This window comes from Rhizobium sp. ZPR4 (assembly GCF_040215725.1).
GTDB classification, from domain to species: Bacteria; Pseudomonadota; Alphaproteobacteria; order Rhizobiales; family Rhizobiaceae; genus Rhizobium; species Rhizobium rhizogenes_D.
The window spans coordinates 2,760,199-2,773,951 of record NZ_CP157967.1 but is presented as its reverse complement, the minus strand read 5'-3'; the positions used below and the strand labels follow the sequence as shown (position 1 = coordinate 2,773,951).

Below are 13,753 nucleotides of genomic sequence, written 5' to 3'. Positions count from 1 at the left end.
ATGCTTTGGAAGGAAGCGAATGGCGATGTCATTTATCGTAAAAGACGATAGAATGTGGCCATGGACATGCTTTCTGCCATGCGCATTTTCACCCGCGTCGTCGAACGTGGCAGCCTTTCTGCCGCGGCGCGCGATCTCGGCCTCGGCCAGCCCACCGTCAGCGAACGCGTCGAGAAACTGGAAAAGCATTTGAACGCGCGTCTCCTTTACCGGACGACCCGATCGGTGCAGGCGACCGACGCCGGGGCGCGCTTCTATGACTATGCCAAGCGTGCCATCGAAGCCGCCGAGGAAGCGGAGGCTTCCGTCGCCTCGGCCGAGACATCGCTGACCGGAACCTTTCGGATCGCCGCGCCGCACGGGCTTGGAGAGATGACCTTGCCGCGGCTGCTCATCGAATTTCAGAGACTGCATCCGGCTCTGGCCATCGATGTGACCCTGAATGACCGCTTCGTCGATCCGATGACCGAGGGTGTGGATCTCTCCATCCGCATCGGTGAGATCGGCAGCGGCAATTTCATTGCCCGCCGGCTGGGGACGATGCGGCGGCTCCTGCTCGCCGCTCCCGGCTATATCGAGCGGCAGGGGTTGCTGCGTGAACCGGCGGAGTTGGCGGCACACCCCTTCATCCGGGTTGCCGGTTTCGCGGCGGATGAGCGGCTGCATCTGATCGGTCCCGACGGTGCGCCGGTGGACGTGCCCATCCGCACCGCATGGCGGGTCAATCACTGGAGGCCGCTCATGGAGGCGGTGCTGGCGGAAAGGGGAATAGGCTCCTTGTTCGCTGCCGTCTGCGGTCGGGAGATCGCCGAAGGCAGGCTCGTTCCCGTACTGCCTTCCCATGAGTTCAGGCGCGTGGACGTCCATGCCATCTATCCGCCGGGACCGCGCCCTGCGGCCAGGACGAAGGCTTTCCTTGCGCTTCTCGCCGGGCGCACCGATCTGCTTTTTGGCGAGACACTCGCGGTTCCTTAGCGGCCGGCTGCGAGCTTTTCGGCAAATTCGATCGCCTCGATCAGGCTGCGCTCATTGGCAATGCCCTTGCCGGCGATGTCGAAGGCGGTGCCGTGATCGACGGAGGTGCGCACGATCGGCAGGCCGAGGGTGATGTTGACACCGGACAGATCCATCCATTTGCCCGTCGCCGGATCGATCTCGAAGCCGAGCAGCTTGACCGGGATATGGCCCTGATCGTGATACATGGCGATGACGGCGTCATACCGGCCGGCGCGCAGCTTGACGAAGACGGTGTCGCCGGGAACGGGGCCGACGACATCGAACCCATCGGAGACTGCTTTGGCGATGGTCGGCGCGGAGATATCGATATCCTGCCGGCCGAAGAGGCCGCCTTCGCCGGCATGCGGGTTGAGCGCCGCCACCGCAATCTTCGGGCTGGCGATGCCGAGATTCTTCAGCGCCTTGTCGGTGAGGTCGATGACGAGCCGTAGCCGCTCCGGCGTCAGGCGCTTCGGCACATCTTCCAGTGCGACATGGGTGGTGACGTGGCTGACGCGCATGTTGCCATGGGCGAGCATCATGACAGAGCCGCGGGCGCCGGTCAGCGCCGCCAGCAGCTCGGTATGGCCGGCATAATGAAAGCCGGCCTTGTTCAGCGCTTCCTTGTTGAGCGGGGCGGTGACGATGCCGCCGACCTTTCCCGATTGCGCGAGCTCGACACCCTTCTCGATCGCCTTGAAGGCCATGCGGCCGCCATCGGCGGAAAGCCGGCCCGGCAGGATCGGCTCGCCCTCGGCGTCGGCCTGAATGAAGCAGAGGTTCGGCCAGTCGCCCTCCATCTGCGCGTCGGGGATTTCGATATCGAAGCCGAGCTGCTTTTCGGCGAGCCGCAGGGCGGGGCCGCTGCCGATAATAGTTAGTTTCAACTTACCTTCATCGAGCCTATCCCTCAAGCGGGCTGCAGCCTTGACGATGATTTCCGGGCCGATGCCGGCGGGGTCGCCCATGGTGATTGCGAGATGCCGCGTCATGGTTCTTCTCCTCCGGCAATCAGCCCGTTTTCACTCAAGAGATCGCGCCATAGCGTCGGGCCGCCGAACGCGCCTGACTTGGAGATGACGGTGGTACCTTCCCAGGGGCCGCCGACGATCGTCGAGCGCGGCAGGCCGGGTGCTGCCTGGCCGGTAATGCTGAGAGCTGCCACATCGAGCGCCGAGCAGAGATTGCGCAGCGTCTCGCCGCCGGCGACGATCAGCGTGCCCGGGGCCGGGAGTGCCTTGGCCATGCCGCCGAAGGTCGCCGCGATCCGCCTTGCTGCATCGTCGCGATCAAGCCCTGTCGGCAGGTCGAGGCTGACCATGGCGACGCCGCTTTGCCGGATTTGATGGTCGACGGCATCGGCGCTGGCACCTTCCGCAAGCTTAAGCCAATTGGGGCCACAGGCCTGGAGTTGCGCCAAAGTGATTGGCTGGTCCGAGCCGAACAGACCAAGCACCGGCCTTTGTAGTTTGCGCGAGATCGGGACTGATGGCGTCGGCCTCCGTTCGCCCTTGTCCCTTTTGGCGCGGGGCAGATGGTGCGTTGCCCGGTCGATATTGCGCGCCAGAGCGCGGGCGAGGCCGCCAGTGCCGCTCCACAACACCGGTCCTTCGAGCTGCGAAGATACCCATGCGATGATCGCATCCAGATCGTCATCCGTATGCGCATCGAAAACATGGATACCATCCGGAATGGCCAGCTTTTCAGCGCCGTCGACGGAGCTATGGTCGAGCGCCGTGTTGAAGGCCGGCAATCCCTCGGCGCGCAGATGCATGACCAGATCGCCGCTGACATCGCGCCAGGCGTCCTTGCCGGCAAAGAGCACCTGCCGTCCGCCTCGCGTGTGCCGCCCGTGATGCGGAAAGGCCGGCGCGAGGATGCAATGCCGCCAGTGACCCAGCCGGAAGCAGGCCGCGAGCTCCACCGCCCAGGGGCCGCGAAACAGGCTGTCCACCTTCTTGAAGGCGAGATCGGCGCCCTCCAGCAACGGCGCGATCCCGGCGACGATTGCCTCTGCCTCAGCCGCCGTCTTCTCGCGGGTGCCGCTATCGATCGCCAGGCAATCCGGCAGGCTCTTGGAAAGCGCGTCGCTGCGCTCCACATCGATCGGCCCGTAGACACCGACGAATTCGACTGCGGTATCGAGCGCGCCGGTCAGGTCATCGGCAATGAGGCGGAGGGTGGGCATGGACTTCGGGAGCCTTCGCGGCCTTGCGGGTATGGAATGTGAATGAAAGCCAAGGCCTTGCGGCGGCTTGAGCGAAGCGCAATCTTCAGCCTTCCATTAGGGATGTCAACGGGTTGCTTTGTCACCGAGGCATTGATCGCGGCTGCGACGTCTGTCCGCGTTTACCCACTGGCGCATATGCGGATATGCTTGTAAGTGAACGGCGCGGCGGATCGCTTCGGTCGCTTCAAGGAGGGCAGGGTGAGCTACGATTTCCATGTGGGCCAGAAGGTCGTCTGCATCGACGACAAGTTCAAGCATGTCAGCATCGATCAGCTGATCCGCAAGGGAACGATCTACACCATCCGCTGGGTCGGCGAATACACGCATTATGTCGACGGCACCTTCATCGGCGTCAAGCTGGAGGAGATCCATCGCGGCAATGATGACGGCCCGGAAGGCTATGGCGCCGCCGACATGCCCTATCGCGCCAGCCGCTTCCGTCCTCTGGTCAAGGACAAGATCGCTTCGCTGAGAAAGCTGCTCGCGCCGACGCCGGATGCGCCTGTCGAGCCGAAGGTGAAGACGAAGAAAAAGGAAGAGGTCTGAGGGCAGGCGGTATCGAAGCCTGCTACCCTTTTGGGATCAGCCCTCTCGCGCCCGCGCCAGCCCGTGTTCGATCAGCCGGCTAATGAGTTCCGGATAGGAAATGCCCGAGGCGTCCATGGCCTTGGGGTACATGCTGATATTGGTGAAGCCGGGCATGGTGTTGATCTCGTTGATGACGACACTCTGATCCGGCCGCAGAAAGAGATCGACGCGGGCCAGCCCCTCGCATCCGAGCGCCCGAAAACCCTCCGCCGCCATGCGCTTCAGCACATCCGCCGTCTCAGCCGGAATATCCGCCGGCACGGTGACGACGGCGCCGTTCTGGTCGAGATATTTCGCCTCGTAGGAATAGAAGCCGTGGGTCGCAGCCGTGGTGATCTCGCCCGGCACGGAGACGAAGAGCGTACCGTCCGGCTCCTCCAGCACGGCATATTCGATCTCGCGGGCGCGCACGAATTCTTCCACCAGCACCTTGCGGTCATGCCGGAAGGCTTCGGCAAGGGCTGTCTCGAAGGCCGCCGCATCCTGCACCTTGCTGACCCCGACCGACGAGCCCTGCCGGGTGGGTTTGACGAAGACAGGCGAGCCGAGCGTGCTCACGATCTCATCGAAATCAGGCTTGTCACCGCGCACAAGCGTGACGGAGCGCGCCACCGGCAGGCCGGCCTCGCGCAGCAGGCGCTTTGCCATATCCTTGTCGATCGCATTGGCCGAGCCCAGAATGCCGCAGCCGACGAGGGGCAGGCCGACGATCTGGGCAAGGCCCTGAATGGAGCCATCCTCGCCGTTCAGCCCATGCAGCACCGGAAATAGCACATCGACCGCAGGCAGCGCGCGGGCGCTCGAGCCTTCCAGCGCGAGAAGCCGCCCCTTGCCGCCCGGCACGAGGCAGACCTCCGTGCCCTCATAGGCAATCGGCTCCGGCAGCACGCCAACCTTTTCCTCCACCAGCAGCCAGCGCCCTGCGCGATCGATCAGGATTGGCACGATCTCATATCTTGCGCCATCGATCGCCCTGACGACATTGCGGGCCGACATGACGGAAACCTCATGCTCGCTGGACTGACCGCCAAACAGAACGGCGACGCGTAGTTTCGACATTGAGGTTTTGCTCCCGGGCTAGGATGGATGCGATGGGAGAAGGGTTTAAACGGGGGATTGCAGCGGAATTGGGGAGGGTGGCTTCGCTGGTGTGATTGGCCGATTGTTACATCTAAGTGTTGGTACCATTGGGCATCAAGGAAAAGCCTATGAAACTGCGCTTTCGATGGATATCAATTGTTCACGCCACCAGTAGACTGTTTGTCTGAACATTTCGAAGGCGTCATAGCCGTCCTCGAACTCGAGAGCTGCTAGCCGCCCATCAGTTGAAATTATTCGTAGATCCGCTTTAAGTTGTCGCAACCTTGCATCATTCCGCCACCACATGCCTGTTTGTAAAGCCGTGTGGCAATGGTAAAATCCTGCGGCATGCCTTGCCCAAGTTCGTATATTGCACCAAGATTGTTACAGCCCGCCATGCTTCCTCCGTCACATGCCTGTTTGTAGAGCTGTGCGGCGACGGCATAATTTTGTAGTATACCTCTTCCGGTGTAATACATCTGCCCAAGATTGTTGCAACCTCGCATCGCTTTACCATCGCAAGCCTGTTTGTAAAACCGCGCAGCAGTGGCGTAGTCCTGTGGTATGCCTCTGCCGTTCTCGGAGAATACTCCAAGGTTGAAGCAACTTTGCATCTCTCCGCCATTACACGCCTTTGTGTATAGCGATACCGCCGTACCGTAATCTTGCAGCACGCCCTTACCATCCGCGTACATGATCCCAAGTCCTCCGCAACCTGTCATCTCTCCGCCATCACAGGCTCTTTGAAAAAGCCGTGCGGCGATGGCGTAGTTCTGTGGTACCCCGTTGCCCCTCGCGTACATAAGCCCAAGCTCTACACATTCTGTTTTAATTCCGTTGTCACAGAGCCTCTTCTCTAGCTCGGCTTCGATGTTTGCCGAATTCTGTCCGGCAAAAGCTACGTCAGGAATCCAGAACAACAATAGCAACGGCAGGAGCGCGCAGCGAAGAGTGCGGTGCAAAATGGGTGAGGCAACCTGAAACATTGCAAAGCTCCCGGACTTAGAAGGAATTTATTCTGCCGCGCGGACTATAGCCTGTTCACACATCAGATTATCATTTTCTCCTTCGTTCGCGGAAGGGAAGATGACAATCTCCTAGGCTGCGTCAAAATAAAGGGCTGGTTCTAAGACGCCGTTTGCCAATTAACCTGACGAAATATCAAATCGTTCCGAGTGTCGTGTTTTACAGCCCCATTGATCTCAAACAGCTTTTTGAATGGGGATGGACGAATTTTACAGCTAAGCCTTTGTGCTAAAGACAATAAGTCGAGCTTCCCAAGCTGATGCTCTCTCAATAGGATGAACGGTTTAATTGGATATAGGAAGCAGCTCACCAATGGCGCGCCCGATTCGTGGATTGTCCATGACGGCAGCAAATATAGCGACCGCGCTCTTCTGACACGAGGCGCTGTATTTACGATATACCTCAGTTCGATCTTGCGGGCCGTATTCGCTTTTTGCCGCCAAGTATTTTGAATACGCGGCGTCAAAGCCAGAATCCAACTTCATGTCGGTAATTTCCAAGAGGTATATCATGGCCTGCCGCGCCTGATCTTCCCTGAGCCAGAACGCAGCATATCTCCAATTCTGCTTGGCCTTTGAAAATAGACGATCAAAATCGGCAGGGATCGAGGCGCCCTGTTTGGAAGCCGCTTGGTCTGCTAACGCGCTAAATTGGTCGCAGATAGCAAAAGTGCTCTCCATGGCCTGTTCAACTAAGTGATTTTTGTCTGAGGACGTTAGGGCTTCGGTCATTACGGCGGTTTGCCTCGCCGACATATAAAGTGCGGCGCATGAGACGATAAGGGCCGCAAAAGCCACTCGATCAACATCCTTTGCAGCGGATCGGAACCTTTTCCATATATTACGCATTTGCTTGCCGCCTTCTAAAACGATAAGGCGAATTTATTTGAGCGGTTTGCAACTGTCCACAAACCCTCTAGCTCGCACTCCAGAACTTTCCGCGAACATTGTGCACGGATTCTGCACGGATATTCTGTGCAATTCACGCTATGTTCTGTGCATTTGGGTAAGGTTAGGAACGGCTATGTCTGAGAATGTAAAAGATAACTGTTTGAAAAATCTTGGAGAAACTGGTGCTGCTAGAGAGATTTGAACTCTCGGCCTCTCCCTTACCAAGGGAGTGCTCTACCCCTGAGCTATAGCAGCATTCCGTGGCGCGGTGTGGTGCGCCGTATTGGGCGAGGCGGCTATTGCCATAGGTGGAGGCCGAGTGCAAGCCGCAAATTGCAAGTTCTGTGAAAGATCGTTGGAAAAAATGTGTCGGTCTTTTGACAGGCGGTGTTTTCCGCTATGAGGGGGACATGGGTGCGGACAAGACGAAAATCGATGATGGGCAGGCTTTGCAGGGTGCGGCGAGCGCCGGTGAAGCGGGTGAGCCCGCAGGCGGCAGGCAGGTCACGGAAGCGGATCGGCGGCGGGAGCGGGCGGCGCAGAAGCTGCGCGAGAATCTGTCGCGCCGCAAGCAGCAGGTGCGGGCGCGCCGCGCCGGCCAGGCTGACGAGACCGATGGTTTACCGGCCGCAAAGGCTGGGGATAGTGCGGATGCCGCCGCAAAAAGGGACGAATCGCAATGATTGATGTCGCCCATCATCAAACGAATTGATGCGTTAATCTATTTCGTCTAAAGAGCGCGTTTTACCAGGTGCACGAAACTTGGCGCCCGCGACTTCAAGGCGCCCGGAACTATCAGGAAAGGCGGGCCTCGCCCGTATTGCATATATGGATCGTATCAGGATTGTCGGCGGCAATGAGCTCAACGGTATCATTCCGATCTCCGGCGCCAAGAATGCCGCCCTGCCGCTGATGATCGCCTCGCTTCTGACCAGCGATACCCTGACGCTCGAAAACGTGCCGCATCTGGCCGATGTCGAGCTCCTGATGCGCATCCTCGGCAATCACGGCGTCGATGTCGCCGTCAACGGCCGGCGCGAGCGCCAGGAAGACGGCTATTCCCGCACGATCCATTTCACCTGCCGCACCATCGTCGATACCACAGCTCCTTACGAGCTGGTCGCCAAGATGCGCGCGAGCTTCTGGGTCATCGGGCCGCTGCTTGCCCGCGAGGGCCAGGCGCGCGTGTCGCTGCCGGGCGGCTGCGCCATCGGCACGCGTCCGGTCGATCTCTTCATCGAGGGCCTGCAGGCGCTCGGCGCCACCATGGAAATCGACGCCGGCTATATCAATGCCACCGCGCCGAAGGGCGGGCTCATCGGCGCGCGCTATGACTTCCCGAAGGTTTCCGTCGGCGCGACGCATGTGATGATGATGGCCGCCACGCTTGCGCGCGGCACCACCGTCATCGGCAATGCCGCCCGCGAGCCCGAGATCGTCGATCTCGCCAATTGCCTGATCGCCATGGGCGCCAGGATTTCCGGCGCCGGCACCAGCACGATCACCATCGAGGGCGTCACCTCGCTCTCCGGCGCCCGCCATCGCGTGCTGCCCGACCGTATCGAGACCGGCACCTATGCCATGGCCGTCGCCATGGCCGGCGGCGACGTCACGCTCGAAAATACCGATGTCGCGCTGCTCGACACCGCGCTCGAAAGCCTGCGCCGCGCCGGCGCCACGGTTTCGCCGACCAACAACGGCATCCGCGTCATGCGCAATGGCGGCGGCATCCAGCCGGTCGACGTCGTCACCGATCCGTTCCCCGGCTTCCCGACCGACCTGCAGGCGCAGTTCATGGCGCTGATGACCCGCTCCTCGGGCGTCTCGCATATCACCGAGACCATCTTCGAAAACCGCTTCATGCATGTGCAGGAGCTCGCCCGCCTCGGCGCGAAGATCTCTCTGTCAGGCCAGACGGCCCGCATCGAGGGCGTGCAGAAGCTGAAGGGGGCGCCCGTGATGGCGACCGACCTTCGCGCCTCCGTCTCGCTCGTCATCGCCGGCCTTGCTGCCGAAGGCGAGACGCTGGTGTCGCGCATCTATCATCTCGATCGCGGCTTCGAGCGGCTGGAAGACAAGCTGACGCGCTGCGGCGCCGTGGTCGAGCGCATCAGCGATTGAGGCTATTGGCGTCAATCAGTCATTTTGCCTGATGCGTCCTAAATCCAGTTGTTGTCGTTGAGAGAGCGGGCAAGCCCGCTTTCTTCGGTTGCGTCTTTTGCGCTCGCATCCTATGTCCAGAATGGAGAAACGTCGGCAATAAGGTTTGCCGGGCGTTTGACTGGCGCGATCGGGGATAAAGGACGAATGAGCGATCTCAAGCTAATGGCACTCGACACCGATGACCTGGATGTCATTTCTGCTTACATGCAGGATAGCGTCTTCAAGGTCGGCGACATGTCTTTCGCGCCGAAGCAAGAGCAGTTCTCGCTCGCGGCCAATCGCTTCGTCTGGGAGCAGTCGGATCAGCGCAGCAAGCCTTATGAACGCCATCGTTCCGCGCTGGTGTTCAAGCGCGTGCAGGCGGTTCGCTCCAACGGCTTCGACCGGCGCAACCGCGATGAAGTGCTGTCGCTGCTTGCCATCCGCTTCGACCAGAAGGGCGAGGGGCCGGACGGCACGATCGAGCTTGCCCTTGCCGCCAACGCCACGATCGCGCTCGACGTCGAATGCATCGAGGCCCAGCTTGCGGATATCGGCGGTGCATGGGAAACGGCCCATAAGCCTCGACATCCCGACGCTGGCGAATAGGCTTGTAATGGTTGGATACGGTCGCTGAAGGCGGCCTCGATGGAAGGGATTATCAGTTTTGGCTATCTGGCTGGATCAGGCGTCGGAAGGGTTCGAGCAGCAGTTCGCCGCATTCCTGACGACCAAGCGGGAAGTGTCCGAGGACGTGAATGCCGTGGTGCGCGGCATCATCGATGATGTGCGGGCGCGCGGTGACGCAGCCCTTGCGGACTATTCCAGGAAGTTCGATGGCGTCGATTTTGCCGCAACGCCGATGCGGGTCAGCGAAGCCGAGATCGATGCGGCGATCGAGGCCGTTCCGGCCGAAGTGCTTGGCGCGCTCAAGGTCGCCGCCACCCGCATCGAATCGCATCACCGCCGGCAGCTGCCGAAGGACGATATGTATGAGGACGAGCTCGGTGTCGGCCTAGGGTCGCGCTGGACGGCGATCGAAGCCGTCGGCCTCTATGTGCCCGGCGGCACGGCGAGCTATCCAAGCTCGGTGCTGATGAATGCCGTGCCGGCCAAGGTCGCCGGCGTCGAGCGCATCGTCATCGCTGTTCCCACCATGAAGGGTGCGGTCAACCCGGCCGTGCTTGCGGCTGCCCGCATGGCCGGCGTCGAGGAGATCTACCGTATCGGCGGTGCGCAGGCGATTGCAGCGCTTGCCTATGGCACCGAGACGATCGCGCCCGTCTACAAGATCACCGGCCCCGGCAATGCCTATGTCGCCGCCGCCAAGCGTCATGTCTTCGGCACCGTCGGCATAGACATGATCGCCGGCCCGTCGGAAGTGCTCGTCATCGCCGACAAGAACAACGATCCGGACTGGATCGCCGCCGATCTTCTAGCGCAGGCCGAGCATGACGAAAGCGCGCAATCGATCCTCATCACCGACGATGCCGAATTCGGCAAGGTGGTGGACGCGGCCGTCGAGCGGCAGCTGAAGCAGCTCAGCCGCTCGCAGACGGCGGCAGCGAGCTGGCGGGATTTCGGGGCGGTCATTCTGGTTTCCGATCTGAGACAAGCCATTCCGCTCGCCAACCGCATAGCGGCCGAGCATCTGGAACTTGCGGTCGACGATCCCGAGCCGCTGCTGTCAGGCGTGCGCAATGCCGGGGCGATCTTCGTCGGCCGTCATACGCCGGAAGTGATCGGCGATTATGTCGGTGGCTCGAACCACGTGCTGCCGACGGCGCGCTCCGCGCGCTTCTCTTCCGGCCTTTCCGTGCTGGATTTCGTCAAGCGCACGTCTATTCTCCGGCTGGGGTCGGAGCAGCTTCGCGCCCTCGGGCCGGCGGCGATCGCGCTTGCCAATTCCGAAGGGCTGGATGCACATGCGCGGTCGGTCGCGATCCGCCTCAATCTCGAGGGGTAAGGCATGGTGAAGGGCGTCTTCCGGCTGAGCGATGTGGTCCTCGACGACACGATCGGCCGTTCGACGCCGGATGTCGAACATGAGCGCGCCGTCGCCATCTTCGACCTCATCGAGGAAAACAGCTTCACTCCCGTCGGGCATCAGGGCGGGCCTTATCTGCTCAATCTCTCGCTGGTCGAGCAGAAGCTGGTCTTCGACATCCGCATGGAAGATGGCGCCGTCGTCGCCACCCATATTCTGTCACTGACCCCGTTCCGCCGGATCGTGAAGGACTATTTCATGATCTGCGAGAGCTATTACGAGGCGATCCGTTCGGCCACACCCAGCCGCATCGAAGCGATCGACATGGGCCGGCGCGGCATCCACAACGAAGGCTCCCAGACGCTGATGGATCGGCTGAACGGCAAGATCAGCGTGGATTTCGATACGGCGCGCCGGCTCTTCACGCTCGTCTGCGTGCTCTACTGGCGCGGGTGACTGCCATGGAAGAGCCGCAGGCGATCGAGCACAACGGCAAATCCCCCGGCGCCATTCTTTTCATGTGCGGCCTCAATGCCATCCGTTCGCCCATGGCCGAGGCGATGGCGCGCAGCATGTTGCCGCAGGGCACCTATATCGCGTCAGCGGGCGTGCGGGCCGGCGAGCGCAATCCCTTCGTCGATGTGGTGCTCGCGGAAATCGGTTTGTCGCTCGGCCGTCGCCAGCCACAGACCCTGGAGGAGCTGGAGGATGATTTCTTCGATGTCATCATCACGCTGTCTCCCGAGGCGCATCACGCCGCCCTTGAATTGACGCGCGCAAATGCTGTCGACGTCATCTATTGGCCGACGATGGACCCCTCCGCGACGGATGGAACGCGCGAGCAGGTTCTGGATGCCTATCGCGGGGTGCGGGACTATCTTTTGGGCCTGATCGAGAGCAGGCTGGTGGAACATCGTGGCTCGCTTTAAGGCTGCGAATGAAACAAATGCAGAAACCCTTATCAACGAGGTTCACAAAACCGCGATGATTGTGTAGTTTCCGCGCAAATTTCCGGCGACCCCCGCTTTTTTGGCATGGGCGCCGACCCCAACCGACAGGAAAAGAAGCTTTAATGCCGAAAGAAGAAGTCCTCGAATTTCCCGGTGTCGTCACCGAACTCCTGCCGAACGCGACCTTTCGCGTGAAGCTGGAAAACGAGCACGAGATCATCGCCCACACCGCGGGCCGCATGCGCAAGAACCGCATCCGCGTTCTGGCGGGCGACAAGGTGCTGGTGGAAATGACCCCCTACGACCTGACGAAGGGCCGCATCACCTACCGTTTCAAGTAATCAGCCGCTCGCTAGAGCTGTTGATCTTAGGTCATGCTCTAGAGCCGGTTCTTATTTCCGCATGACAGGTCGAGGTCTGATGGCGTTGAAACACAAGCTGATACTGGCCTCCGGATCGCCGCGTCGTGTCGAGCTCCTGCATCAGTCAGGCATCGAACCGGCGCGTCTCATGCCGATGGATATCGACGAGACGCCGAAGAAGTCGGAGCACCCGCGCTCGCTGGCGCGGCGGCTTTCGGCTGAGAAAGGCGAAGCGGCCTTTGCGGCCATCAAGAGCGATGCTGCCTGGCAGGGCAGCTATATTCTCTCGGCCGATACGGTCGTCGCCGTCGGGCGGCGCATCCTGCCGAAGGCGGAGTTCGTCGATGAAGCCGCGGCGGCGTTGCATCTGCTCTCCGGCCGCGGCCATGTCGTCTATACCGGCATCTGCCTGATCACGCCGGATCGCAAGTTGCGCCAGAAGGTCGTCGAGACCAAGGTGCGCTTCAAGCGTCTGTCGAACCGCGACATCGAAATGTACCTCGCCTCCGGCCAGTGGCGCGGCAAGGCCGGAGCCTATGGTATTCAGGGGCTTGCCGGCTCCTTCGTGCAGAAACTTGTCGGTTCCTACACCAATGTCGTCGGATTGCCGCTTTATGAAACCATGCTGCTGCTTACGGGCGAGGGATTCGATGTCCACGCCGGATGGCAGGAAGGATAGTCGTCATGACGAAGGCTGAAGAGATCAAGGTCGGTTCGAAGGTCGAGCCGCTGCGCAAGACACGTCCCTGTCCGGAATGCGGCCGTCCTTCATTGCGTGAACACTATCCCTTCTGCTCGGATCGCTGCCGCTCCGTCGATCTCTCGCGGTGGCTCAACGGCTCCTACGCGATCCCCGTCACCGAGGACGAGACGAAGGCCGACGGTTCCGATCAGGACTGACAGTGGTTTTCCAAAGGGGCTCGCCCTTACGAACCCCTTAATTTTGTTCGCGAATTGGCAAAATTCGATTTCCTGTCAAAAAAGAGTCATTTGCGGCTGGACATGGCCGAACAAGATGCTATAACCCCGCTCGCTTCCGGGGCGAACCAACCGCCCAGCGCCTCTCAAGGCTCTTCCCTCGACGCGAAGCTCGGATGCCCAGATAGCTCAGTTGGTAGAGCAGCGGATTGAAAATCCGCGTGTCGCTGGTTCGATTCCGGCTCTGGGCACCATCTTTTCTCCCCAATCATGCGGACAATGAAGCTTAACGCCAGCTTCGATCGATACTCCGTCGAGATCGGGCATTCGCAGGAATGCGCGGTTAGTATGCTTATCCAAGTTGCACGCATCTGTGCGTGCGATACTTATGCACAACAATCTTATGGTTGTGTTTCATTAATTCGGTGCACGACCCCATCAAGATATTGATGACATTTGGAATCAAGCGTACGAATTATTGACAGATCACCTATTGATTCGAAGCGAGTCATACCGCACCTTAGATATAGCGGGATCAAGTGATCTCGTTAAGTCCAGCGTTTAATTGCAATAGCAAGCTAACG

The 13,753-nt window shown here is 60.4% G+C and carries 16 protein-coding genes and 2 tRNA genes; 12 read left to right on the top strand and 6 right to left on the bottom strand.

The genetic code is table 11. The features are described from left to right. Nucleotides 1–60: 60 nt before the first annotated feature. Nucleotides 61–975: a LysR family transcriptional regulator gene (locus ABOK31_RS13595; protein WP_349956362.1), complete on the top strand. Its 915-nt coding sequence runs from the start codon at nucleotides 61–63 to the stop codon at nucleotides 973–975. On the opposite strand, the gene pdxA is transcribed toward ABOK31_RS13595, so the two are convergent. Both pdxA and ABOK31_RS13585 read right to left on the bottom strand, forming a co-directional pair. Further along, on the bottom strand, nucleotides 972–1,988 hold the full coding sequence (gene pdxA / locus ABOK31_RS13590) for a 4-hydroxythreonine-4-phosphate dehydrogenase PdxA (RefSeq protein WP_349956361.1): 1,017 nt from the start codon (nucleotides 1,986–1,988) through the stop codon (nucleotides 972–974). The two genes, ABOK31_RS13595 and pdxA, sit on opposite strands and share 4 nt — an antisense overlap. Continuing rightward, nucleotides 1,985–3,184 (bottom strand): four-carbon acid sugar kinase family protein, encoded by a 1,200-nt coding sequence (locus ABOK31_RS13585; RefSeq protein WP_349956360.1) that lies wholly within the window; start codon nucleotides 3,182–3,184, stop codon nucleotides 1,985–1,987. Before ABOK31_RS13585 ends, pdxA begins: the two co-directional genes overlap by 4 nt. A gap of 240 nt (nucleotides 3,185–3,424) precedes the next feature. Here ABOK31_RS13585 and ABOK31_RS13580 point away from each other — a divergent pair, with 240 nt between their 5' ends. Beyond that, a complete protein-coding gene (locus tag ABOK31_RS13580) occupies nucleotides 3,425–3,772 on the top strand; it encodes a CAP-Gly domain protein (protein ID WP_113348965.1) in 348 nt (115 codons plus the stop codon). A 36-nt stretch (nucleotides 3,773–3,808) separates the two neighbouring features. Here ABOK31_RS13580 and ABOK31_RS13575 read toward each other — a convergent pair whose 3' ends face one another. From ABOK31_RS13575 to ABOK31_RS13560, 4 genes are all read right to left on the bottom strand, one after another. Beyond that, entirely contained in the window at nucleotides 3,809–4,873 is a 1,065-nt protein-coding gene (locus ABOK31_RS13575; protein ID WP_349956359.1) for a D-alanine--D-alanine ligase family protein, read from the bottom strand. Nucleotides 4,874–5,145: 272 nt separating this feature from the next. After that, nucleotides 5,146–5,880 carry a tetratricopeptide repeat protein gene (locus tag ABOK31_RS13570; protein WP_349956358.1) on the bottom strand — a complete coding sequence of 245 codons (735 nt, stop codon included), beginning with the start codon at nucleotides 5,878–5,880 and terminating at the stop codon, nucleotides 5,146–5,148. 324 nt (nucleotides 5,881–6,204) lie between these two features. Further along, entirely contained in the window at nucleotides 6,205–6,717 is a 513-nt protein-coding gene (locus ABOK31_RS13565) for a hypothetical protein (RefSeq protein ID WP_112335244.1), read from the bottom strand. Nucleotides 6,718–6,990: 273 nt separating this feature from the next. Beyond that, a tRNA-Thr gene (locus ABOK31_RS13560) sits at nucleotides 6,991–7,065 on the bottom strand. 194 nt (nucleotides 7,066–7,259) lie between these two features. Here ABOK31_RS13560 and ABOK31_RS13555 point away from each other — a divergent pair. The 10 genes from ABOK31_RS13555 to ABOK31_RS13510 all read left to right on the top strand — a co-directional run bounded on the left by ABOK31_RS13555 (nucleotide 7,260) and on the right by ABOK31_RS13510 (nucleotide 13,423). Next, a complete protein-coding gene (locus ABOK31_RS13555; RefSeq protein WP_349958951.1) occupies nucleotides 7,260–7,493 on the top strand; it encodes a hypothetical protein in 234 nt (77 codons plus the stop codon). A 145-nt stretch (nucleotides 7,494–7,638) separates the two neighbouring features. Next, nucleotides 7,639–8,931, top strand: coding sequence for a UDP-N-acetylglucosamine 1-carboxyvinyltransferase (murA, locus tag ABOK31_RS13550; protein ID WP_349956357.1), 1,293 nt, complete (start codon nucleotides 7,639–7,641; stop codon nucleotides 8,929–8,931). 186 nt (nucleotides 8,932–9,117) lie between these two features. Further along, nucleotides 9,118–9,561, top strand: a complete 444-nt coding sequence (locus ABOK31_RS13545; protein ID WP_349956356.1) for a DUF2948 family protein — start codon at nucleotides 9,118–9,120, stop codon at nucleotides 9,559–9,561. A gap of 58 nt (nucleotides 9,562–9,619) precedes the next feature. Next, nucleotides 9,620–10,918, top strand: coding sequence for a histidinol dehydrogenase (gene hisD / locus ABOK31_RS13540; RefSeq protein WP_349956355.1), 1,299 nt, complete (start codon nucleotides 9,620–9,622; stop codon nucleotides 10,916–10,918). 3 nt (nucleotides 10,919–10,921) lie between these two features. Then, on the top strand, nucleotides 10,922–11,395 hold the full coding sequence (locus ABOK31_RS13535; protein ID WP_174177096.1) for a UPF0262 family protein: 474 nt from the start codon (nucleotides 10,922–10,924) through the stop codon (nucleotides 11,393–11,395). Nucleotides 11,396–11,400: 5 nt separating this feature from the next. Next, complete coding sequence (locus tag ABOK31_RS13530) at nucleotides 11,401–11,868, top strand: low molecular weight phosphatase family protein (protein ID WP_174177094.1); 468 nt, start codon at nucleotides 11,401–11,403, stop codon at nucleotides 11,866–11,868. Between the two features lie 143 nt (nucleotides 11,869–12,011). Then, the gene (gene infA / locus ABOK31_RS13525; RefSeq protein ID WP_004117876.1) at nucleotides 12,012–12,230 is read left to right on the top strand and encodes a translation initiation factor IF-1; all 219 of its coding nucleotides are present in this window, start codon (nucleotides 12,012–12,014) and stop codon (nucleotides 12,228–12,230) included. A gap of 79 nt (nucleotides 12,231–12,309) precedes the next feature. Next, nucleotides 12,310–12,930, top strand: coding sequence for a Maf-like protein (locus ABOK31_RS13520; RefSeq protein WP_349956354.1), 621 nt, complete (start codon nucleotides 12,310–12,312; stop codon nucleotides 12,928–12,930). A 5-nt stretch (nucleotides 12,931–12,935) separates the two neighbouring features. Then, a complete protein-coding gene (gene yacG, locus ABOK31_RS13515; protein ID WP_075851761.1) occupies nucleotides 12,936–13,151 on the top strand; it encodes a DNA gyrase inhibitor YacG in 216 nt (71 codons plus the stop codon). Nucleotides 13,152–13,347: 196 nt separating this feature from the next. Next, nucleotides 13,348–13,423 (top strand) — tRNA-Phe (locus ABOK31_RS13510). Nucleotides 13,424–13,753 lie beyond the last annotated feature (330 nt).